Annotated in this window: 7 protein-coding genes; 2 read left to right on the top strand and 5 right to left on the bottom strand. The window is 71.7% G+C overall.

The genetic code is table 11. The features are described 5' to 3' along the window. Window positions 1–41 precede the first annotated feature (41 nt). Window positions 42–10,631 (bottom strand): amino acid adenylation domain-containing protein, encoded by a 10,590-nt coding sequence (locus tag ACZ4U1_RS14455; protein ID WP_467903205.1) that lies wholly within the window; start codon window positions 10,629–10,631, stop codon window positions 42–44. Next, entirely contained in the window at window positions 10,628–19,528 is an 8,901-nt protein-coding gene (locus tag ACZ4U1_RS14450; RefSeq protein WP_467903204.1) for an SDR family NAD(P)-dependent oxidoreductase, read from the bottom strand. The genes ACZ4U1_RS14455 and ACZ4U1_RS14450 overlap by 4 nt, the downstream gene beginning before the upstream one ends. 902 nt (window positions 19,529–20,430) lie before the next feature. Between ACZ4U1_RS14450 and ACZ4U1_RS14445 the strand changes: the two genes are divergently transcribed. Together ACZ4U1_RS14445 and ACZ4U1_RS14440 are read left to right on the top strand one after the other, a co-directional pair. Continuing rightward, window positions 20,431–21,195 (top strand): 4'-phosphopantetheinyl transferase family protein, encoded by a 765-nt coding sequence (locus tag ACZ4U1_RS14445; RefSeq protein WP_467903202.1) that lies wholly within the window; start codon window positions 20,431–20,433, stop codon window positions 21,193–21,195. A 188-nt stretch (window positions 21,196–21,383) separates the two neighbouring features. After that, complete coding sequence (locus ACZ4U1_RS14440; protein WP_467903200.1) at window positions 21,384–22,055, top strand: immunity 21 family protein; 672 nt, start codon at window positions 21,384–21,386, stop codon at window positions 22,053–22,055. Here the strand turns inward: ACZ4U1_RS14440 and ACZ4U1_RS14435 are convergent. The 3 genes from ACZ4U1_RS14435 to ACZ4U1_RS14425 form a co-directional block, all read right to left on the bottom strand. Next, window positions 22,010–22,435 carry a hypothetical protein gene (locus ACZ4U1_RS14435; protein WP_467903198.1) on the bottom strand — a complete coding sequence of 142 codons (426 nt, stop codon included), beginning with the start codon at window positions 22,433–22,435 and terminating at the stop codon, window positions 22,010–22,012. The two genes, ACZ4U1_RS14440 and ACZ4U1_RS14435, sit on opposite strands and share 46 nt — an antisense overlap. 459 nt (window positions 22,436–22,894) lie before the next feature. Further along, on the bottom strand, window positions 22,895–23,503 hold the full coding sequence (locus ACZ4U1_RS14430) for a hypothetical protein (RefSeq protein WP_467903196.1): 609 nt from the start codon (window positions 23,501–23,503) through the stop codon (window positions 22,895–22,897). Window positions 23,504–23,601: 98 nt separating this feature from the next. After that, the gene (locus ACZ4U1_RS14425; protein ID WP_467903520.1) at window positions 23,602–24,558 is read right to left on the bottom strand and encodes a CHAT domain-containing protein; all 957 of its coding nucleotides are present in this window, start codon (window positions 24,556–24,558) and stop codon (window positions 23,602–23,604) included. Window positions 24,559–24,696 lie beyond the last annotated feature (138 nt).

The following is a 24,696-nucleotide window of genomic DNA, read 5'->3' as shown; positions in this document are numbered from 1 at the left end:
TTTCCGGCGACAACCCTGCGTTCCTCCGCGGGCCGCCGCGTTCAGGTACGCGGGGTCAGTTTGCAGCGGACCTGGCCGGTGGGGCGCAGGGTGATTCCGGTGTTCAGCGGTATGTCGGTGTCGACCGCGGTGAACGAGTAGTGCTGGAGCAGCACGGTGAGCGTGAGCGTGGCGTTCAGCATGGCCAGGTGCTGGCCGATGCAGGCGCGCGGGCCGCCGCCGAACGGGAACCAGGCGTAGCGCGGGCGGTCCCCCTCCCGCTCCGGCAGGAACCGGTCCGGGTCGAACGCGTCCGGGTCGTCCCAGAGGTCGGGGTGGCGCTGGATGACACCGGAGCTGACCACGACATCGGCGCCGGCCGGAATGGTGTACGGGCCGACCTGCACGTCCTCGGTGGTGATCCGGCCCAGGGCCGGCGCCGCCGGGTAGAGGCGGAGCGTCTCCTTCAGCACCCGCGTGAGGTAAGGGAGTTTGTCCAGGTCCGCGGCGACCGGCTCGCGGCCGCCCAGGACGCTGTCGACCTCCTCGTGTGCGCGGGCGAGCACGTCCGGGTGGGTGGCGAGCAGGTGCAGGGTCAGGCCCACGGTGGTCGCGGTCGACTCGTGGCCGGTGACGAGGAAGACCAGGACCTGGTCCCGTGTCTCCTGTGCGCTGATCGGGTTGCCCTCGTCGTCGCGTGCCCGGGACAGGAGGCTGAGCATGTCGTGCCGGTCGGTGAGGGCGGTGGCCTCCTCGGCCCGTCGGGCCGCGATGATCTCGTCGCACACCTCGTAGAGTTCCTGGTGCGCCTTGGCCGCGCGGAGGTTGCCCGGCGTGGGGATCTTCCGGGAGAGGTTCACGGGGGCGAAGGCCCGCTTGACCGCGTAGTCGTTGATCCGCGGGAAGTTGCGCTGGACGATGGGGACCATGGTGTCCACGTCGTTCTTCCGGCCGAAGAGGATGCGGGTGATCGTCCGCAGGGTGTGCCCGGTCATCTCCTGGGCCACGTCGACGGTGGCCTCCGGTACCTTCCGCCACCGCTCGACGAGGTTGCGGGTCTCCTCGGTGATCTCGGAGGCGTAGTTGTCCACCTGACGCGGGGTGAACAGCGACTGGAGCATCCGGCGCTGCCGCAGGTACTCGTCGCCCATGCTGGTCAGCAGCCCGTTGCCGAAGGACTGTCGCAGTTCCCCGAGGAACCGGTTCTCCTTGCTGAAGACATGGGCCGAGGAAGCCAGCACCTGCTGAGCGCCCGACGCCGAGAACACGCCGTAGAACTCCGCCCGCAGACCGGGCGGGCCCACGGTGAACCGGACCACGTCACCGTGGTCGCGCTGCGCCCGGCGGTACGTCCCCAGGGTGTCCCGCTGCAGGTCCATCAGCGACCCGAACACCGGGTGGCCCGTCATCGTGGGCGGCGTCAAGGCCGCCGTGGTCGTCGACGTCATGGTGGTGTCTCTCCTGTTCGCTTGCCTCCGCGGGGCCGCGCCCTGCGTGTCGTGCTGATCGGGTCCGGCCGGCAGGGACCGTGGCGTCCGGTGCTCCCCCGCATCCCCCGTACGCCCCGTCACCGGGCAGCCGTCCCCCGTGGAACCGGTGGGCACGGTCGCCGCGGCGCGCAGCCGGGCCACCTCCGACTCCGGGGCCGACGCGATCTCCTCCAGCAGCCGTTCGTAGGCACGTGCCATCCGCTCGGCGGTCTTCCTGGAGAACAGGTCGGTGCTGTATTCCAGGTAGCCCTGGAGACCCGAAGCCGTTTCCTGCGCCACGAGGTTGAGGTCGAACCTGGTCGTGGTCACGGGCGCGCGGACGGGCAGCACCTCGATGTCCGGGGTGCCCGTGTCGTCAGTCGCGGGCGGAGCGGACGCGGGCAGCATGTTGAACATGACCTGGAAGAGCGGGGACCAGCCGGGGTCGGGGTCGGGCACCAGGGCCCGGACCAGGTCGGGGAACGGCAGGTCCTTGTGCTCGTGGGCCTCGGTGGTGACGCGCCTGGCCTGCGACAGCACGTCGGTGAAGGAGCGGTCCGCGCGCACGTCGAGCCGCAGGGCCACCAGGTTGACGAAGTAGCCGACCGCGCCCTCCAGTTCCGCACGGGGCCGGTTGGAGACCGCCGAGCCGATGGCGAGGTCGTCGCCCTCGGTGTGACCGCCCAGCAGGACGGCGAAGGCCGACAGCAGCGACATGTAGAGCGTGACCCCGCGCTCCTGACTCAACCGGCGCAGCCGGTCGAGGAGTTCGGCGGAGAGGCGGAGTTCCACCGAGGAACCCTGGTACGTCTTGACCGGGCACCGCTCGTAGTCGGTACGCAGCGGCGGGCGGGCCGGCAGCCATTGCAGTTGCCGCCGCCAGTAGCGCTCCTGCCGGGCCAGCTCCTCGGCGCCTGTCGCGCGCGCCTGCCAGCGGGCGAAGTCGGCGTACGACAGCGGCAGTTCGGGCAGTTCCGGAGTCGTACCCCGGCTCAGCGCGCGATACAGCACCAGCAGCTCGGACAGCACGACGTTCACCGACCAGCCGTCGAAGACGCCCCAGGGCCGGGTCAGCACGGCGATGTGCGCGTGGTCGGACAGGGTGAGCAGGTGGGCGCGGACCATGTGGCGGTCGTCCGGGGCGAAGGGCCGCAGCCGTTCGGCGCGCAGCCACTCGGTGACGGCTTCCTCGTCGGTCTCCAGCACCCGCACCGCGAAATCCCCCGCGGGGTTGACCCGCTGGGTCACGGTGCCGTCACGCCGCTCATAGCTGGTCCGCAGGACCGCATGGCGCTCGACCAGGGCACGCACGGCGCGCGCATAGGCCTCCCGGTCCAGTGGACCGTTGAGCCGGAAGGCCAGCTGGACGTTGTCGTGCGCTGCTCCCAGGTGCTCGGGCCGGTTGAGGAACCACAGGTCGCGCTGCTGGAGGGTGATGGGTGCCGCCCCCCGCTCCCCGCTCTCCTGCACGGCTGCGACCGGGGCCGCCGGCTGCTGTTCCAGGGCAGCGGCCATCTCCTCGACCGTGGCTCCGCTGAAGATCAGCTGGAGTGGCAGCTCGGCGCCCGTCTCCTTCTTCACCCGGAGGGTGAGCCGGGTCGCGAGCAGGGAGTGCCCGCCGAGATCGAAGAAGTTGTCCTGGAGTCCGACCTCGCCGAGGCCGAGGACCTCGGCGATGACCCGGCACAGCATGCGCTGGGCCTCGGTGCGCGGGGCGACGTAGACCTCCTTGGTCACGTCGTCCTCGTCGGGGGCGGGCAGGGCCCGCTTGTCCACCTTGCCGTTCGGGGTGACGGGCAGTTCGTCGAGGACCACGAAAAGGCCGGGAACCATGTAGTGCGGCAGCCGCGCGGACAGGAAGTCCTTGAGCGACCGGGCCAGCGTCGGTCCCCTGTGCCCGATCTGCGGGTGGTTCGTCAGGGACGGCGCGCGATAGGGCGCACGCGCCCGCACGCGGGGCGGCTCGCCCCTGCCGAGCACCACGTCGAGGCCGTCGGGCCGGTCCTGCGACCACGTGGCCGCCACCTGGTAGCCCAGCTTCTCGGCGTGCTGGAGCACGTCTTCGAGTTCCCGGAGCTGCTCGGTGGCCCGCGCGGACAGCCGGGCGCCGAGGGCGGGCGGCTCCCCGTCAAAGGTCCGCGACCGGCGGCCGAGTCCCTCGCTGAAGCGCACGTCGTCGGCGACGCGCGGGTTGGTCAGACCGCTCACGCCGAACCGGTCGGGAGCCCCGCCGTCCAGGAGGGCACGCAGCTGCGCCGGTGTGTCGGCCTCCCGCCACGGCAGGGGCTCGGCCGGCCGGGCGGCGCCCTTGGTCAGGACCACGTCGTAGCAGTACGCGAGCCTCTCGCCGTCGCCCGCGCCGCGCTTGACCATGATGTCGACGGCACCCACTTCGGGGAAGTGCTCGGTCGTCTGCGCGAAGTAGGTCGGGCTGACGAGCAGTTCGGTCTCCTGGCGGCGGCCGCGCCGCACCCGGGCGGCCAGGTCCGCGGCCGTGGTGCCGGGCTCCGCGCGCCCGCGCTCGGCGGCGCACAGCTGTGCGTCGAGGAGGTCCAGGTTCCGCACGTCGGCGACCAGGACGCGCCCGCCGTCCTGGAGGAGCGGGAGCAGCAGGCCGAGGAGCTCGTCCAGGTACTGCCGGTTGGGGAAGTACCGGACCACCGAGTTGAGCACGATCGTGTCGAACCTCCCCGCGGGCAGCGTGGAGACCGACAGGGCGTCACCCTGGCTCACCGAGACGTGCGACCAGCCACGGTCCGCCACGCCCCGGCGGACGGCGTCGAGTGCCGTGGAGGAGACGTCGAGGGCGTGCACCGAGGCGCAGTCGTCCGCGTAGCGGAAGAGCAGCGCTCCCGTGCCGCAGCCGATCTCCAGGACCCGCTTGGGCCGCAGCCCCTTCAGGTGCCGCAGCGTGTCCTCGGCCGGCTCCGGTTCCGCGGATCCGGCTGCGGACTCATCGTGTCCGTCCGCCGGTGCCGGGTCCGTGGAGCCGTCCGGGCGGGCGTACCGGTCCTCGAAGTGCCGCCGCCAGTGGTCGAGGTGGGCCGCGTCGTCCTCCCGGTCGGCGGTGTGCAGCCACTGCGGCGTCGGGCTCACGTAGGCGGCCAGCCTGCGGGCGGCGCCTTCCCCCTGGGGGACGACCACGGCGCGGTGCACCGAGGGATGGGTGAGCAGTACGTTGGCGACCTCTCCGGGCTCGACCCGGAAGCCCCGCACCTTGATCTGGTCGTCGACCCGGCCGAGGTAGTCGAGCGTGGCGTCCGGACGCCAGCTGACGAGATCGCCGGTGCGGTACATGCGCGCCTCGGTGCCGGACGGGCCGGTCACGAAGCGCTCGGCGGTCAGCTCCGGCCGGTTCAGATAGCCGTGGGCCAGGCCGTCGCCGGCGACGTACAGCTCGCCCGGCACTCCCGGCGGCACCGGCCGCAGCGCCTGGTCGAGCACGTACACGCGGGTGTTCCACACCGGCGGGCCGATGGGCACGCTCGTCGCACCGGGCTCGGCCCGGTACAGCCAGGCGGTGGTGGGGCCGGCCTCCGTGGGCCCGTACAGGTTGTGCAGTTCGGTGTCCGGGAGAAGGCGCGCGAACCGTTCGGCCAGCTCGACCGGGAGCACCTCGCCGGCCGCCTCCACGCGGCGCAGGCCGGTGCACCGGGCCGCGGCCGGCTCCGCCAGGAACTCGGCGAGCATGGACGGCACGAAGTGGAGGTCGGTGACGTGCTCGTCACGGATCAGCCGGGCGAGGTACGCCGGGTCCCGGTGGCCGTCGGGGCGGGCGATCACCAGGGCCGCGCCGACCTGGAGCGGCCAGAAGAGTTCCGGTACCGACACGTCGAATCCCACCGAGGTCTTCAGCAGCATCCGGTCGTCGCCGCCCATGCCGTAGCGGCCCTGCTTCCACGCCGTCCAGTTCAGGCCCGCGCGGTGGGAGATCACCACGCCCTTGGGCCGGCCCGTCGAGCCCGAGGTGTAGATCACGTACGCGGGGTGTTCACCGGACACCGCCACCCGCGGGTTGGTGCCGGGGCAGGAGGCGGTGTCCGGCAGGTCCTCCAGGACGAGCAGGGGCTCGCTGTCGGCGAGCACCTGCTCCACGCGCTCGTCCGGAAGGTCGGTGTCCAGGGGCAGATAGGCCGCTCCCGTCTTCACCACCGCGTAGACCGCGATCACCAGCTCGAACGAGCGGGGCATCCGGATCGCGACCAGCCGCTCGGGCCCGGCGCCGCGCTCGATCAGCCAGTGCGCGAGCCGGTTGGCGCGGGCGTTCAGCTCCGCGTAGGACAGGGTGCTGCCCTCGAAGACCAGCGCCGTCCGGTCCGGGGTGCGCTCGGCCTGGGCCTCGAACGCCGCGGCGAGCGTCTCGTGGGCCACGGCTACGGCGGTGTCGTTCCACTCGGTGAGCAGCCGCCGCCGTTCGTCGGCCGGCAGGACGTCGATGTCCAGCGCGGCGGTGCCGGCGCCGTCGTCCCGGGCGAGCGCGGCGACGATCCCGGACAGCGCGGTTTCGACGTAGTCGGCCACCGCCTCGCAGGTGACCGTCTCCTCGACCTGGATGTCCAGCGACAGCTCGGTGCCGAAGTCGTCCAGCGACACCGTCACGGGGTAGTTGATGGCGTCCACGGCCGCCAGGAAACGCACCCCGTGGTCGTCGATGCGCGGCGCCGCCGCGGGGCCCTGCTCCGCTTCGAAGTGACGGAAGTTGACCACCGCGCTGAACAGGGGCGCGTCACCGTCCAGGCCGCTGCACCGCTGTGCCAGGCTCAACGGGGTCTGCTCCCGGGCGATCAGCTCGCGCAGCCCGGTGTCGACGTCGGCGATCAGGTCCCGCACGGTCCGGTCGGCGAGCCGGGTCCGCAGCGGAAGGGTGTTGATGAAGTTGCCGAGCATGCGCTCCACCCCGGGCACGCCCTGCAGGCGCCCGGACAGGACGGCGCCGAACACGACGTCGTCGCGTCCGCTGGAGGCGGCCACGACACAGGCCCAGGCGGCGTGGAAGAGGCAGGCCGGGCTCAGCCGCAGCCGCTGGGCCTGGGTGCGCAGATCGCGGGCGAGCTCCGCCGGAAGCGCGCGGCGCAGCCGGCGGACCCGGCGGCCGTCGCCGCGCACGTCCGTGAGGCCGAACGGCGTCGTCGGTTCCGCGACGTCCCCGAGGACCTCCCGGAAGTAGGCCTCCGTGGCGTCCGAGGACTGCTGCACCAGGGTGTGCGCGACGAAGTCGCGGTAGGGCGCCGGGGGGAGGAGCAGGTCGCTCCGGCCGGCCATGTGGGTCCCCAGCTCACCGAGGAGCAGCCGCAGGGAGGTGGCGTCCTCGATGAGGTGGTGGGCGTTCAGCACGAGGTAGCGCCGCCCGGATACGGGATCCTCGGCGATCACGAGCCGCAGCAGCGGGGCCCGGCCGAGGTCCATCCGGCCGAGCCGGTCCAGCAGGGCGTGCGCCTGCTCCTCGGGATCCCCGTCCGGTTCGAGGCGGACGCGGGTGACCGGCAGGCGGGCGCTGCGGCACACGACCTGGACGGCCTCGGGCAGCCCGGCGGTCAGCACGGCCGTGCGCAGGACGTCGTGGCGGTCGATGATCTTCTGCAGGGCGTGGACGAACGCCGCGCAGGCGGCTTCGTCCTCGGCGACGTACACGGTGGACACGAGGTACGGGTCGTGGTCCGGGTCCATCAGGTGGTGGAACAGGATGCCCTGCTGCGTCGAGACCAGCGGATAGATGTCCTGGACGTTGGGCGCGCCGCCGGGGACGGTGTCCACGATCGCGTCGATCTGCTCCTGGTCCAGGTCGACGAGCGGCAGCATCCCGGGTGTGATGCGCTCACAGCCCTCGGGTATCAGGTTCGGCGGAACCCGGTGGTCCGCCGCGCCCTCCGTCGCGTCGATCCGCGCGGCCAGGCTGCGGAGCGTGGGAGCGCTGAAGACGTCGCGTACGCCCACGGCCAGGCCGTGCTCCTTCAACCGCGCCACCAGCACGGTGATCAGCAGGGAGTGGCCGCCCAGGGCGAAGAAGTTGTCCTCGACGCTGAGGCGTTCCCCGGGCAGGCCCAGCAGTTCGGCCACCACGGACACCAGGAGCCGTTCCGTGCCGGTCTCGGGGGCGGCGTACGCGCGCTGGGCGTAGGCCTCGATGCCGGGGGCGGGCAGGGAGGCGCGGTCCAGCTTTCCGTGCGCGGTGACGGGCAGGGCGTCCAGCATGACGAAGGCGCTGGGCACCATGTACTCGGGCAGACTGTGTGCGAGGTGGCCGGCGAGTTCGGCGCGAAGGTCGGTGCCGGCGTCGGCGGACCCGTCGGCGGGGACCGTGTAGGCCACCAGCTGGGGCCGGCCCGGCTGGTCCTCACGGACGACGACCGCGCAGGCCCGTACCGCTGGATGCCGGCTCAGGCGGTGCTCGATCTCGCCCGGTTCGATACGGAAACCGCGCAGCTTGACCTGGTCGTCGGCCCGGCCGAGATACTCCAGGGTTCCGTCGGGCAGCCAGCGCGCCAGGTCGCCGGTGCGGTACATGCGCGCGTCGGGGCCGTCGCCGAAGGGGTTGGGCACGAACCGCTCGCGGGTGAGCTCCGGCTGGTTGAGGTAGCCGCGGGCCAGGCCGGTGCCCGCGATGTGGAGCTGGCCGACACATCCGATGCCCTGTGGTTCCAGGGCGTCGTTGAGCACGTAGAGCTGGATGTTCTGGATGGGGCGGCCGATGGGAACGGTGCGCGGCACCTGGTCGGCGGGGCAGGTCCAGTGGCTGACGTCCACGGCGGCCTCGGTCGGACCGTAGAGGTTGTGCAGGGGTGCCGGGTGGAGCCGGTAGTGGTGTGCGCACAGCTCCGCCGGGAGGGCCTCGCCGCTGCAGAACACCTGGCGCACGGAGGTGCACTCCGGCCAGGCGGGCTCCTCCAGGATCGAGCGGAGCATGGACGGCACGAAGTGCAGGGTCGTCACCCCGAACCGCCGGATGGCCGACACCAGGTAGCCCGGGTCCTTGTGGCCGCCCGGTTCGGCGACGGCCAGCCGGGCACCGAAGAGGAGCGGCCAGAAGAACTCCCACACGGAGACGTCGAAGCTGAACGGCGTCTTCTGCAGGACGACGTCCTCCGCGGTGAGGCGGTACTCGTTCTGCATCCACTCGATGCGGTTGACCGCGGCACGGTGCTCGATCATCACGCCCTTGGGGCGGCCGGTGGACCCGGAGGTGTGGATGACGTACGCCAGGTGCTGCGGGCCGAGGCCCAGGTCGGCGGCCGGGAGGTTGTCCTCCCGGGGCGGGGCGGGGTGAGCGTCGTCGCCGTCGCCCACGCGGCCGTCGCGGTGCAGGGCGAGCGCCGGGACGCTTCCGAACACCGCGGTCCCCAGGTGCGGCTGGGTGAGCACGACACCGGCGCCGGAGCCGGTCATCAACTCCTCGACGCGGGCGTCCGGGTAGGAGGGGTCGATCGGCATGTAGGCGCCGCCGGCCTTGAGCGTGCCCAGGATGGCCGCCACCATCTCCGCGGAGCGCTCCAGGCGCAGGCCGACCAGCTGGTCCGGCCCGATGCCGTGGTCGCGCAGACGGTGACCGATGCGATTGGCCCAGGCGTTCAGCTCGGCATAGCTCCAGGAGCGTTCGGCGTCCACCAGGGCGGTCCGCTCGGGGTGGCGTGCCACCGCCTCCTCGAACAGCTCGTGCAGGCACCGGTCGTCCGTGTAGGGACGGCGGGTGTCGTTCCAGACCTCGACCACCTGCCGCCGCTCCCGCTCACCGGCCATGCCGAGCCGGGAGGTACGGACGTCCGGGTCGGCCGCGACGGCGGACAGCAGCTCGGTGTAGTGGTCGACGAAACGGCGGATGGTGTCCCGGTCGAACAGGTCGGTGTTGTACTCGACGCTGCCGAGCAGGCCGTCGGGCGTCTCCCGCACATCGACGGTGACGTCGAACTTGGTGAAGGCGGGGCTGACCCCGACCTCGGAGACGGTGAGGTCGCCCAGGGCGGCCTCACGCTCGGTCTGCGCCTGCTGAAGCACGAACATCGTCTGGAACACGGGCGAGTGGCTCAGGCTCCGCTCGGGTTCGAGGGCGTCCACCACCGCTTCGAAGGGCACGTCCTGGTGCTCGTAGGCCCCGAGCGCGGTCTTCTTCACCCTGGCCAGCAACTCGGTGAAAGCGGGGTCGCCGGACAGGTCCGCGCGCATCACCAGGGTGTTGGCGAAGTAGCCGACCAGCTGTTCCACTTCCGGCCGGTTGCGGTTGGCCACCACCGTGCCGACGGCGACGTCGGTCCGTCCGGTGTAGCGGTGCAGTACGACCATGTAGGCGGCCAGGAGCGTCATGTACAGGGTGACGCCGTGCTGTTGGCCGATGTCCCGCAGACGGTCGAGCAGTTCTTCCGGACAGCGCAGGTCCTCGCGGGCGCCCCGGTACGTCTTGACCGCCGGCCGCTCCCGGTCGGCGGGCAGCGTCAGCCTGGGGTCGACCCCGGCGAGCTGTTGCTTCCAGTACGCCACCTGGCGTTCCTGGACCTCGCCGGCCAGCCACTGGCGCTGCCACTGCGCGTAGTCGGCGTACTGGACGGGCAACGGCTCGAGCGGGGAGGGCGACCCGGCGCAGAACGCCTCGTACAGCGCGGCCAGATCGCGGAAGAAGACGCCGACCGACCAGCCGTCGGACACACCGTGGTGCGTCGTCACCAGCAGAATGTGCTCGTGGTCGTCCTGACGCAGCAGCCGGGCCCTGATCAACAGGTCCCGCTCCAGATCGAAGGGGGTGGCCGCCTCCTCCTGGCAGATCAGGGGCAGCCGGTCCGGATCCGCGAGTTCCTCCTCGCGCACCCGGAAATCCCGGCCGTCGCCGATGTGCTGGTACGGGACGCCGTCGTGGTCCACGAACCGGGTGCGCAGCACCTCGTGCCGCTGCACCACCGCTTCCAGGGCGCGGATCAGCGCGGCGCGGTCGAGGCGGCCCTTCAGACGCATCGCCATCGGGATGTTGTAGGCCGAGCTGGGGCCGTCCATCTGCGCCAGGAACCACAGCCGCTGCTGGGTGAAGGACAGGGGGACGGGCGCGTCGGCGGACCGGGGCAGCCTGGGGACGGCATCCAGCGCGGAGAGGTCGACGCCCTGCTGCCGGAGCAGCGCGATCAGAACGCGCTGCCGCTTCGCGGGCAGGGAGCGGATCTTCCGGAGCAGGTCCGGTCCGGTGTCCTGATGAGTGCTGCTCATCCTCGTTCTTCCTGCCTGTTCTCGGTGTCCAGGGCGTCCAGTTCCTCGTCGCTCATACCGGCGACAAGGTCGATGTTCCGCAGGATCAGGTCCGCGTCGAGCGGGCCGGCCGCTTCGGCCGCCGGCGTACGGCGGTCCAGTTCCGCCGCCATGTCGGCCAGTCGCGGTGCGTTGAACACGGCCTCGACGGGCAGGACGACGCCGGTGCGCTGCTTCAGGAGGTTGATCAGACGGGTGGCGAGCAGTGAGTTGCCACCGAGCGTGAAGAAGTCGGTCTTCACGTCGATCCCGCTCAGCTGATCGTCCTCCAGCTGGAGCAGCTCCGCCCAGGCGGACAGCAACAGACGCTCGGTGCCGGTGAGTGTCCCGTCCTGCGGTACGCCCGCGGAGGCGCGGTCGGTGGCGTGCGGGGCGGCCACGGGTGCGGCCCCGGCGGATCCGGCCGCGGCCGGTGCGGCGGGACGGCGGCCGGCCCAGTAGCTCCGACGGTCGAACGCGGTCAGCGGGAGCGGCACGAGGCGGCGCGGCCCGTCGTGCAGGGCCCGCCACGGCACCCGCGCGCCGCGCACCCAGAGTTCGGCGAGACGCTCCAGGTCCCGGTCCGCGATGAGTCCGGTCAGGAAGTCCCCACCCCGGTGGCCGGACAGCAGCGTGCCCAGCGGTCCGGCGTCCTCGTCCGCGTTTCCGCGGTAGAGGGCCACGGCGTGGAAGCCGCCGTCGGCCGGAACCGGGCCGTCGGTGCCGTCCGCCATGGCGTGGGCCAGGGCCTGCCGCAGTTCCGCCGGGGAGGCGGCCACCACGGCAAGCCGTTCGGGCAGCGCTTCCCGGCCCAGCTGCAGGGTGTACGCGACGTCCTCCAGCCGCGCCGTGTCGTCACGCAGCAGATGGTCGTGCAGCTGCCGCACCGCAGTCCGCAAACGGTCGCGGTTCCTGGCGGACAGCACGACGAGCTGGGGCCCGCCGTCCGGGGCGGACTCCGCCGGTGCCTGCGGTCGCGGAGGTGCCTCGACGACCAGACTGACGTGGCTTCCGCCCGCGGCGACCGAGTTGACGAGCGCGCGCCGGGGACCGGGAGAGCCGTCCTCGGCCGCGCCACCGCGCGGCTCCCAGGGCGTCAGCCGGTCGCACAGCCTGAGCGGGGTGTCCGCCAGCCGGAGGTTGGGGTTGGGCGCGCCGGCGTCGACCAGGGGCACCAGCTCCTCGTGCCTGAGTTGCAGGATGACCTTGGTGAGCTGGGCGATACCGGAGGCGGCCTCGGGGTGGCCCAGGTTCGACTTCACGGTGCCCACGGGCACCGGTTCGGACGCGTCCGCGAAGACCTCGCTCAGTGCGCGGAGTTCGACCTCGTCGGCGAACGTCGTCCCGTTGGCGGCGGCCTCGACATAGCCGATCGAGCCCGGTGCGGCTCCCGCCCGCTCCAGGGCCCGCCGCATCACGTCCACCTGAGTGCGATGGCTCGGTGTCATGAAGCCGTTGGACCGGCCCGCGTGCATCGAGGCGGTGCTCTTGATGACGGCGTGGATCGTGTCGCCGTCGCGCAGGGCCGCGTCGAGCGGCTTGAGGAGCACGGCGCCCACGGCCTCGGCCGGAAGATAGCCGTCCCCGTTCCGGAAGCTGCGGCTGCCGGTGTGACTGCCGAGCAGCTGCATCTCGCCCAGTGCCACGAACTTGTCCGGGTGCAGCGTGAGATTGACGCCGCCGGCGAGGGCCAGTTCGCACTCTCCGCGCAGCAGGTCGGAGCAGGCGAGGTGGACGGCCATCGCGGAGGAGGTGCACATGCTGTCCACCGCGAGGCTCGGGCCCTGGAGTCCGAAGAAGTGCGAGACGCGATTGGCGATCAGGTTGTACGAGGCGGAGGAGGTGAGCGCCGCGAGGACGGGGTCCGAGGCGTCCGTGCGGTACATCAGGTACGCCGCTCCGACGTACACGCCGACACGGCGGCCGTACCGCTCCTCGATGACGTCCTGAGTCACCCCGCTCTGCTCCAGCAGATGCCAGGCCGTCTCCAGGAACAGCCGCTGCTGCGGATCCATGGCCGCGGCCTCGCGGGGGGAGATGCCGAAATGCAGCGGGTCGAACCGGTCCACGCCGTCGAGGAACGAGCCCCACATGCCCCGGTCCGGGCCGGTCGCGCTCCGGGCGTCACCTTCCGGCAGATCCCAGCGGTCGGCGGGGACCCCGGTCACACTGTCCCGGCCCTCCCGCAGATTGGCCCAGAAGGCGTCCAGGTCGTCGGCGTGCGGGTAGCGGCCGCTGATGCCGATGACCGCGATCTCCTCGCCGCCGGACCGGCGGTCCTTCCTGCCGACGGCGCGCTCGGCGGCCCCGGTGACCTCGGACCGGCCGGTGCCGTGGATGCCACGGCGCGTCGGGCGGGCCGCCGGGGTCACCGGCGCGGGTTCCGCGTCGCCGGTGCCGGAAGGCTGGGGAGTGCCGGGTACGCCCAGGAGGGTGCGCAGGGCCGGGAGGTGCTGTTCCGCGAGGACCTGTGCCAGCCGGCGGACGGTCTGCACCTCGAAGAGCAGGGTCCGGGACAGCGGGCCGAAGGTCTCCTCCAGCCCGGAGGTCAGGTTGACCGCCATGACGGAGTCCATGCCGTACCGCTCCAGCGGCGTGTCGGCGTCGATGCGCTCGGGAGCCAGTTTGAGGGCCGCCGCCACCATCCGCCGCAGATGGCCCACGGCCTTCTCCGTCAGGCCACGGACCTCGTCTGCCGTCTGCGGAGCGCCGTCCGCGGTGGCGTGTCCGGCGGTGGGAGAGGCGAGGCGGTGACCGGCGAACCGGGCCAGAAGCTCACTGCGGCGGCCGGCGACGACCAGGAGCCTGCCGCCTTCGCCGCCCGGCCCGTCCGTGGTCAGCGCCCACCGCAGGACCGCCAGCCCGCGGGCGGTGTCCAGCGGCGCGAGCCCGAGGCCGCGCAGCTGCTCCCGCACGGGCCCGTCGGCGCCCATGCCGCCCTCGTCCCAGAACGGCCAGCCCACGGACAGCGTCCTGCCGTGGCGCAGTCCGGCCTCCACGAGGCGGTCGCGGTAGGCGGCGTAGGCGTCCATGAAGGCGTTGGCCGCGGCGTAGTCGGCCTGTCCGGGGTTGCCGAAGGCTCCGCCGATCGACGAGAAGCACACGAACAGTTCCAGCGGCATGCCCTCGGTCAGCTCGTCCAGGTGGACCAGCCCCGACACCTTCGGCGCGAGTACGGCCTGGAGGTCCTCGGGACGCTTGCGGAGGATGAACTTGTCGTCGATGACGCCCGCGCTGTGCAGGACGCCGGTCACGGGTCCGTGGTTGTCCGCGATGTGCTCCAGCAGCCGGGCGGCCGCGGCCCGGTCGGACACATCGACGCGCTGGTAGTCCACGGTCAGGCCCGCCGCGCGCAGCGCCGCCAGGGCCTTGCGCCGCTCCTCGTCCAGCGGCGAGCGCCCGGCGAGGACGACTGTGGCGTGACCGACCGCTGCGGCGATGTCCCCCGCCACGAGCAGCCCGAGCGCCCCGGCGCCTCCGGTGATCAGGTAGACGCCGTCCTCCTTCCAGGGGGCCTGTGCCGTCCCGGCCGAGTCGACCTCCGCCAGACGCACCACGTAGCGTCGTCCGTCCCGGTGGCGTACCTCGGGCTCCGCGAACCGGGTGCCCTCGGCCGCCAGGCGGGCGGCGACGACAGCGGGGGACGAGCCGTCGAGGCATTCCACGTACTGGGTGTGCAGGAGCGGCTGCTCCAGCTGGGCCGACTTCAGCAGACCGGCCAGTCCCCGGAGGCAGCCGAGGCGCTCCCGGTCGAGGTCGCCCTCCGTGCCGCCCCACAGGACGACCTGGAACAGCGTCGGCCGTCGTACGCCTCGCTCGTGGAGTTCCCGGACGAGGGTGAAGACGCGTCGAGTCAGCTCGGTGTACTGACGCTCCAGCGCGGCGTCCTCGACCTCGACGAAGTGACACGCCACGTGGTCGGGCAGGGCGGCCCGGAACGCGTCTCGTTCACCGGCGGCGACCCGGCCGACCAGCACCACGTGCCGTTCGGAGAAGCGCTCCGCCCCGGCGGCCTGCGCGTATCCCTCCCGGGACACCCCGTCGTCCTCGACAACCCAGCCGGGGCGCAGGAGCAGCACGTCGTCGTCGGCGTCGGGTGTCTCGTGGGATCCGGCCGTGTCCTGGCCTGCCCGAGGGGCGTCCTCCCCCTGCCCCGGGACGAGGGCGGCCGGCGGGGTCTCCGGTTCCGTGGCGTCCAGGTCCACCCAGCACCGCTCACGCGCGAAGGGGTATCCGGGCAGGCTGATGCGGCGTGCCGACGCTGCCGACGGGTGCACGGCCTCCCACTCCACCGCCGCCCCTGCCGTCCACAGCGCCAGCAGCGTGTCGTACCGGCCGTGCCGGGACCAGGCGGTCACCGCCGAGGACAGCTCCTCGCCGTCGGTGCTCCGGTGCGGCGGCACGGTGTCCCGGAACCACGCACCGGCGCGCCCCGGATCCGTGACGAACGACTCCAGCACGTCCCGGGCGGCGGCCAGGGAAGAAGCGGCGAACGCGAGGCGCTCCTCCAGTTCCATCCGTCCCGTCTGCAGTGTCCACGCGACATGGGGCAGGTCGCCCTCGTCGAGCTCCCCGAGCCGGGCGTGCAGCCGCCGGGCCGATGCGACGAGTTGGGCCTCGGTGCGCGCGGACAGCACGATCAGCGAGGGCCGGCCGTCGGTGGAAGCCGCCGCGGGCGCCGCCACCGGCTCGTACTCGGCGAGGACCACGTGCGCGTTCGCACCACCGCCGCCGAAACTCGACACACCGGCGATCCTCGGGAGTTCCCGGTGCGTTCCGTCGGTCTCCAGCGTGGGCCGTTCCCACGGCTCGAGGTGCTGCTGGACGCGGAGCGGCGTACGGGCGAAGTCGATGTGCGGGTTGAGGGTGCCGGAGTGCAGGCTCGGCACCAGCTCCGCGTGCTTCATCTGCAGCAGCACCTTCGTGACGCCGGCGATGCCCGCGGCGCTCTCGGCGTGGCCTATGTTCGACTTCACCGATCCGATCGCACAGCGCCGCGGCCGGCCGCCCGCCTTGCGGAAGGCCCCGTCCAGACCGGCGATCTCGATCGGGTCTCCGAGGGATGTTCCGGTGCCGTGCGCCTCCAGGTAGCTGACGGCCCGGGGGTCGACGCCGGCCGCGGCGAAGGCGTCCGCGATGACCTCCCCCTGTGCCACGGGGGTGGGCACGGAGTAGCCCGAGGTACGACCGCCGTGGTTCACCGCGGTTCCCTTGATCACGCCGTAGATGTGGTCCCCGTCGGCGACGGCCCGCTCCAGCGGTTTCAGCAGGACCGCTCCGACGCCCTCCCCGGGCACGTAGCCGTCGCCGCCGGCGCCGAAGCTGCGGCAGCGGCCGTCGCTGGACAGGAACTGGCGCTGACTGAGCATCAGGTACTTGTTCGGGTGCGGGCTGAGGTTGACGCCGCCGGCGATCGCCGCGCCGCACTGACCGCTCAGAATGGCTTCGCAGGCCAGGTGAATGGCGGTCAGCGACGAGGAACACATGGTGTCGACCGCCATGCTCGGGCCGTTGAAGTCGTAGAAGTACGAGACCCGGTTGGCGACCGTGGCGGCGCTGCCCCACAGGGCGACCGGTCGTCCGCGTTCCTGTGCCTGTGCGCCGTAGAGCTGGTACTCCTGGTACATCACGCCGACGAAGACGCCCACCTTGGCGACGCGGGACAGCCGGTCGCCGGTGTATCCGGCGTCCTCCAGCACGTGGTGGGCGCACTCCAGGAACAGCCGCTCCTGCGGGTCCAGGTGTTCGGCCTCCAGCTGCGAGATGTTGAAGAACTGGGGGTCGAACCGGTCGATGTCGTCCAGGAAGCCGCCCCACCGGCCGGGCACCGGGCCGCCGCCGTCGGCGTAGCGGCGATGGTTCCAGCGCTCGGCGGGCACCTCCCGGATGCTGTCGCGGCCGGAGCGCAGGTTCCTCCAGAACTCGTCGAGGTCCGCCGCCTCCGGGTAGCGGCCGCTGACTCCGACGACCGCGATGTCGAACGGCGCACGGGACGCCGGCCGGCCCAGGGGCTCGTCCGCGGCCCGGTCCTCGCCCACCGGGCGGAGCTCCCGCAGGGGTGTCGAGGCGGTTCCCGGGGCCTGCTCCGCGCCGGGCGCGGCCTGCGGCAGCACGCGTGTGCTCAGCCCGGACAGGTCCACGCAGACCCGGCCGTGTTCGTCGAGGAGTGTGATGTCCAGCCGAGCCGCGGCGGTCTCGGTTCCGCTGCCGGGCCGGTGCCGGATCCAGGCGTACGTCCGGGCCGGCGTGGCGGCGGCCACGTCGAGGCGTTCCAGGGCGAAGGGCAGGGCCAGGCCGGGGCCGCGGTCGTCCGTCGGTGCTGCTTCCAGCCAGAGGCCGATCGTCGCCTGGAGTGCGCCGTCGAGGATGGCGGGGTGCAGGAGTCGGTCGTCGAGCCGTTCGACCGTCGGCAGGCTCAACTCGGCCAGCACCTGCGGGCGTCCCGTGTCGTCGGTGCCGATGCCCACGCTGGTGAGCGAGCGTTGCGCCGGTCCGTAGTCCAGGCCCAGACCCGCGTACACGTCATACACGTGGGCCGCGCCGAGCGTGCGCTGGGCGCAGGCGGCCCGTACCTCCTCCAGAGGGGGCGGCGCCGGCCGGTCGGTGGGGGGCACGGTGGCACGGCCCCGGCTGCACACCACGTACCCATGCGCCTCGTCCAGGCAGTGAAGGGTGAACTCGTATCCGGCCGGCGTGGTCTGCACGGTCACGCGCAGTTCCAGCCCGTCCGGGCCGCAGACGGCGGGCCGGAGCCACACGACGTCGGTCAGCCGTACGCCGTCGCCGTCCTCCCGGCCGAGAAACGCCGCCACCGCGGCGCGGGCCATCTCCAGGTGGGCGACACCGGGCAGTACGGCAACGCCCCGCACCCGGTGGTCGCGCAGGTACGGCTCACTGCCGTCGAGGCGCGTCCGGTAGGTGACGCTCGTCGCGTCCGACTCCGTCATCTCCTGGAGCATCGGGTGGGGTGCCCGCTGTCCGGGCGCCGCGACGGGGTCCTCGGTCGCGGGCCGGCGTGACCGCGCGGGGGTGGGTGTCCCGGCATCGCTCACGGTCCCCGCGAGGTGAGCGGACACGGCGTTCACGGTCCGGTGCTCGACCAGGTCGGCGGAGGTGAGCGTCACTCCGAACCGGGCGCTGAGCCGGTCGGCGAGCTGGGCGAGACCGGTCCAGTCGAGTCCGAAGTCCCGCAACTCGGCGGCTGGGTCGATGTCCTGTACCGATACGTTCAGCAGTGCCGAGACCTCGTCCACGACGGCGGTGCGCAGGACGGCCCCCGCGTCCTCGGGAACGGTGCCGTTCTCCGGCGCGGCGGCCGCCGGGGCCTGCTGGTCCACCGCAGGCGGGTCCGCCGCAGGCCGGCCCACCGCGAGCCGGTCCGCCGGGACCTGACCCTCCAGCCACGCCGCCAGCTCCGCGACCGAACCGTGCTCGAACATCACCGTCGGCGACAACGACACCGACAGCCGCTCCTCCAACTCGGCCACCAGCGCCAACAGATCCGCCGACCCCAACCCCAACTCGTAATAACCGGCAGAGACATCCACACCCGACGACGGCACCCCCAACCGCACCGCCACCAGATCCCGCAGCACACCCACCAGATCCCCACCGGCCGGCAAGGACCCCGCCACCACCTCACGAGCGGGCTCGTCCCTGACGTCGAGAGCCGCCGCGGGCCGGCCCACCGCAGGCTGGTCCGCCACAGGCCGGCCCACCGCAGGCTGGTCCGCCACAGGCCGGCCCACCGCGAGCCGGTCCGCCGGGACCTGACCCTCCAGCCACGCCGCCAGCTCCGCGACCGAACCGTGCTCGAACATCACCGTCGGCGACAACGACACCGACAGCCGCTCCTCCAACTCGGCCACCAGCGCCAACAGATCCGCCGACCCCAACCCCAACTCGTAATAACCGGCAGAGACATCCACACCCGACGACGGCACCCCCAACCGCACCGCCACCAGATCCCGCAGCACACCCACCAGATCCCCACCGGCCGGCAAGGACCCCGCCACCACCTCACGAGCGGGCTCGTCCCTGACGTCGAGAGCCGCCGCAGCCCGAATCCTCTTCGCCACGAACCGGCCGACCTCGGCCACCTTCAGCCCGTCGGCGTCGTAGAACTCCACGGCAAGCCGGATGAGTTCGTCGTCGCGGTGCACCGATGCCGCCGGGACGCGGACGAAGCAGCGCTTTCCGAGCGGCGCCGCCGCCCGGAACGACTCGAACACGAGCGGCAGGTACAGCCCCGCTCCCTCATTCCCCGCGTGCAACATGCTGAGGGCCACACCGCCGCCGAGCAGTCCGGCCTCGAACAGTGCGGGGTGGAAGAGGAAGCCGTCGGCACTGCCCTGGTGCTCCGGGGACAGCTCCAGTTCGGCGACCCAGTCCTCGGGCCGGTGGTGCACCGTGCCGTCGATCTTCATCATTCCGGAATGCAGCAGGTCGTACTGCCTGCACCAGGTGTAGATGTCGGTGAGCGGTGTGTACTGATGCGCCCCGGTGAGCGGCAACGACAACCTGTCCCCGAATCCGGCACGCTCGCGCAGCCGTGCGCGCACCACGGCGTGCACGACGTCGCTGCCGTCCTCCGGGCGGCGGCTGCGCACCTCGATCCGCCATCCCCCCGTCGCCGCGGGATGGCCCTCCACCGTGGTCAGCACCCGTTCACCCGGGCCTGCGACGAGCGGCGCCAGAATGGCGACGTCGCGCAGTTCCACGTCCGGCATCGCGTGACCGTGCCGCGCGAGAACCTGCAGCACCAGGTCGACATATCCAACACCCGGCAGGAGGCTGCGTCCATAAACGACGTGCCCGGCCAGCAATGGATTGTCGGCGGTGACAGTGAAGGTCTCGGTGAACGTGCGCGATTCGGTCATCGATATCCATTTCAGAAGATCGCCAAACCGGCTGGGGCACCTGATCACAGGAGCGGCCAGAGAAAGGTCCGGAGCACACTGCAAAGACCCCGGGGATCTCAATGCCGAGTTCCGCTGCGAACGTGACCGGACGGCGAGACCACCAATCCGGCCTGCAGCGCGTCAACACCACCGACCCGGCACTGCCGAAGGAAAAACGCACCCTGAGCACCACAACTCAGCAGGCGCTTGAAAGACATGCCGGCGACACAGCTGTCCCCGGAACATCCAGAAAGGTCTTACTAGACTCCGTAGAGCTTCATTCTGTCTCCCCCGTAAACTCGGCCGATTCGGTCGTCGGCTGACTCACCCCGTTGCACTGGCCTCGGCGACGGGGGCCCCACGGCCACATCGCCCTCATGTCCAGCGGGCTCGACCTTAGCAGGCCACGACCCCTTCAGATCAAGACCCCAATTCGATCCGTGGCCTCAGCACGCAGGGCATCGATGCGGCCGGGGCCCGCGGTTCGGCCGCAGGAGCCCATCGGGCCGCTGATGCCCAGGGCGGCCCCAAGCGCCGGCCGCCGCCGGAATGCAACGTCGGCCTTCCGGAGATGGCACAGACACAACACCCCGAGATCCTCGCCGCCCCCGCTGCCACTTATGCCGAACCAAGCCGGAAGCCAACACTCCGGAAATTCCCCGAGCCTTGCAGTTCGCAGTGAGTTCACAGGCGTGACGATGAGTCCAACCACGGCTGACCTGCGCCGATAAGCCGTCAGCAACCTATGTCTTGACCCGCGTGATCAACCCCGCATAGGCTCTGGCCCCGCTTCCTCGGTCCGGCATCAGCCACATCAATGGCGGAGCTGCCACACAACCGTGAGGCCGTCGTACCGTCCTCGCCGCCTCTGGAGGAATGATGTGATCGAGGAAATACTTCCCCCAGAGGTGACCACGGAGGAAGCATTCGGCGACGAGGGAGCTGAACTGTTCCAGCTCTTCCCTGAGGAGCGCGCCGTCATCGCCAGGGCCGTCCCGTCGCGCCGACGGGAGTTCGTGACGGTCCGACAGTGCGCCAGGGCCGCGCTGAAGCAGCTCGGAATTCCCCCGGCCCCTTTGATTCCGGGCGACGGACGGGCCCCGGTATGGCCACTCGGCGTGGTGGGGAGTATGACCCACTGTCCCGGCTACCGGGCCGCCGCCACAGCGCGGGAAAGCCGGGTGCGAGCGGTGGGAATCGACGCCGAAGTACGTGCACCGCTCCCGGACGGCGTACTGGAGTCCATCGCCCTGCCGCACGAACGCGCCATGGTGGACCGCCTGGACCATCGCGACGGCACAGTGCCCTGGGGCCGACTCCTCTTCAGCTGCAAGGAGGCTGTTTACAAGGTCTGGTACCCGCTCACCAAACGGTTGCTGGGATTCGACGGAGCCGAAATCGACATCGATCCGCAAGGCACCTTCTCCGCTTGCTTCCTGGAGACAGGGCTGCCGGCCACAGGCAGCGGACTCGCACGTGTCCCCAGGCGCGTCTCGGGACGCTGGATGCAGCGGGACGGGCTGATTCTCACCGGGATCGCACTCCCCGCATCAGACCGTACCCCCCGTGGCGAAGCGGACTTCTCACTTGCAGCGGCGCGGGACGGCGGCGAGTGGGGCAAGGGGCGTGATACCGCGGGCGCGTAACCATTCCCGCAGGCGGCGGTGTCGTAACCGTTGTCGCCGTGCAGCTGGCCGGGCCTGCCTCGCCGTCGGCCGCGGCGAGAACGGATCGGCGGTATGCACAACTCCCACGGCTCATCCGGCACCAGCCGCTCAACGATCCCCACCCCAGCAGATCGGGCGTTGTCAGTGCGCGAGGGCACACTGACGGCATGAGCGCCTCTTCCTCTGCCGCAGCCGATGCGTCCCGCACCTCCCCTGTCTGGGTGGAGTCGATGGGCGGACCTCTGATCGTCATCCCCGTCTCCGCGCTGTCCGAATGGCGCGGGTGCACGGAGACGGGGGTCCTGGCGGGAGACGCCACCGCTCCGGACGACTACGACCGGGCCTGCGCGGTGGACGGTCCGGCCGGTGTGATCGCCGTCGGCCACAGCGGTGCGCAGGCACTGGTGCTGGCGGACGAGCCGGCCACCAGCTGCTATCTGCCCGAGCACCGGGCCTTCCTGCGGTGGCTCGCCGCCGACTCCGAGGCGGGGCTGAGGGCCGCGGCCGAGGCCGTCCTGGCGGACCCCGCCACCCCGTGGGAGGAGTGCGGCTCGTGGGTGCTGGACGGCCCAGCCGTGCTCATGGACTCCGCCGAAGCAGGCTCCGAACTGCACGTCGAGTATCCCGGCGGCGGAATGCCCGCCCAGGCAGCCATCCCGCTGCACGCCGGCCACTGGAGGGTCCGAGCCGCCCACATCAAAGCGGACGAGGACAACCGGGTCGGACTGGTCCAGATCCTGCCCATCGATTGCTCATGCCGTTCGTCAACCGGTCCGGGCAGCTTCGAGAGCGGTCAGGTGGGCGACGGAGAGAGTGTCGTGGCGACGGCCCGCTCGTGAAGTCCTTGCGCCAGGTGCGCCATTTCCACGAACGTGCCGACCAGGCCGCCTTCGCTCAGGTCGGCGGCCGTCAGGCGGGCTTCGCCCAGTGACAGGTGCCGCACCTCGCGCAGCGCCCGCAACACGGGGACGAGACTGGTCTCCTTGGCAGCCAGGCGAAGCCGAGTGGTCCCGTGCTCGGCAAGCAGTGCCTGTCTGACCTCTTGGGGAGCCGGGCCGACGCCCGTCTCGCACCACGCGTTCGGGCAAGCTCGGCACCGCCCTTCGATGCCCCAACGCAGCTGCCCCCGGTCGGTGAACTGACCGAGGTCACGGACCAGTACGCCACCACAGGCCGCGCATGTCGAGGTGACCTTCACACCCTGGGTGGCAGTGATCATTGATGTCTCTCCCCGCGATCTCGATCTGCCTGATCTTGCCGCGATCACTGAAGAGTGACGACTGTGTTGTCCGCGGCTCGAGGATCGGCAGCGGGGCATCATGCGGCGAGTCGCTCCGGTGGCGCGGTCCGGTAGCACCAGGGTATGCACCAGCTGCGCGGTCGACTTCTCCTGTTCCGTCGCGCGCCGTTGGCTGAACTCCTGGGGGCGAGGTCCCTGCGTTCTTCCCCACCGACGCCACAATGCGCTATGCCTGCCTCACCGCTCAAGGAGACCCCTGGTGACCACGACTCGGAACCATCACGCATCGGGCACACCGGCGCAGATGCCCCGAAGACCCCCGGCACCCGGTCCGCCGGAACGGCGGACCGCGGGCCACGGTCTTGGACATCTGCTGCCCGTACGGCATCAACGCCCCGATCACGGGCACGACGGGTACGACCCGTCCCGTCGGCGGACTCACGCGGGGCCGGTCAGCACGGCCGGGCCCGCCGTGCCGCGCAGGTCGATGCGGTGCAACAGCGGCGGCAGGTCCGCCCTGCTGCGGTACGGCCGGCCCCACCGTCGCACGGTGGCGGCGACGATGACCTCGGCGGTGACGAGGCGGCCCGGGGGACTTCGTACCAGCAGGACGAACCGGACGTCGCCCAGCAGGGGTTGGTTGGGCACCGCGCGCAGCTCCCACTCCGCGACGCTCTGTCCTCGGCCGGCCGCGACGATGTACTGCTTGTGCCGGTCGGCCGCGGGAACGTACTCCACCGTCGGATCGAAGACGAACATCGGCGCGCTGACGCTGAACCGGAAGCTCGGGGGCACGGGGACGGCGGAGGTCGGCGGAGACAGGTACAGGGCGATGGGGTGCGGCTCGCCGTCCGGGCAGCTGAGCCGTACGCCGATGCGCGAGTCGAGGAAGGGCTCCGACACCCCGTCCGGCGGCGGGCGGTAGGCGCAGAAGAAGACCAGGACGAAATAGTCGTAGGCGGCCGGGTCGTCCGGCGGCGCTGTGGGAAAGGCGCCTGCCTCGGCGACCTGGTCAGGGGTGAGCAGGGTGACGAACGGCTCGCTCACGGTCAGACGGTCGCGGATCCTCTGCTCCGCGGAGGGGCGGTGGAGGGTCGCCGGGGCCACGAGATCGACGGCGTGTGCAGGCAGATCGGCTGGAATCACTACGTCCACCGGGGCACCCTTTCTTCCAGGGGGCGCCAGGCGCCCGAGTACGCGAAGGTTCCCCAGTCCCGGTATTCGGGGAACCTGCCGCGTGTGGACAGCTGGGCGTGGCGGAAGGCGGACCGGGTGTCGCCTACCTGCCGGACCCTCTCGTACAGGGCGCTGAAGAAGTGGGTGGCGACCGGTGTGCGTACCGGCCACAGGCATCCGACCAATGCGTCGGCGCCGGCGATCAGGAACGCGGCAGTCAGTCCCCGTACGTCGTCCACCAGGTCGAACCGGCCCAGCGCGGACTCGCACGCGCTGAGCGTGACCAGCTCGACGCCGCGCAGATCCATGGTGAGGATCTGGTGGGCGAACAGCCGTCCTTCCGTGGTCCCGTCGGACGGGCTCAGATAGAGGCACTGGAACGACGGTGCGGCCTGGTCGAGGGAGCCGTGTGCGGCGATGTGCAGGTACCGGCAGCCGGGGGCGCGGGCGAGGAAGGCCGCCGGGGTCGCTTCCGGGCCGGTGAGGGCGGTTCCGTCGATCACGCGGGCGACCGCCCGTGCGTGTTCGTCCAGTACCGGTTCGGCCGGCAGGTCCCATGCGGCGCCGCCCAGCGCCGCCCCCACGCTCAGCAGACCCTCTCCGGGGGGATGAGCGGTGGCACCGGTATCGGCACGTACGACCATGACACTGCTCAGGCTCGGTACGCAGGTGACGGTCCACGCGTCCGCCAACGGCCGGCCTTCGAGATGCAGCAGAGGGAACGGCAGGTAGTGGAAGGGGCCGTGGCCCCAGACGCACAGGTGGTTCTTGCCGCCGCGCCGGAGCGTGAGGAGCCTGTCGGCGATCCGTCCGAAGAGGCGTTCCCCGCGCAGCTCGTCCTCCGCCGCTGCCGTCACCGGGCGGTACAGGGGATCGGTGAGGACCTGCGTGCGCAGATCCGCCACGAGCTGTGCGAGAGGATGCATCAGATGGCTGTAGCCGTCCGTGCCGACCGTGCGGAATCCCGCGCCCGGACCCGGCCAGGGCACGATGTCCATGGCGAACGACTCACGGGTGACCGCGAGGGTGTACAGCGCCGCGTCCGCGTCAGCGAGCCGGCTTCG

It is taken from the genome of Streptomyces sp. NPDC028928 (genome assembly GCF_055564915.1).
This window is presented reverse-complemented; position numbering and strand designations above follow the sequence as displayed.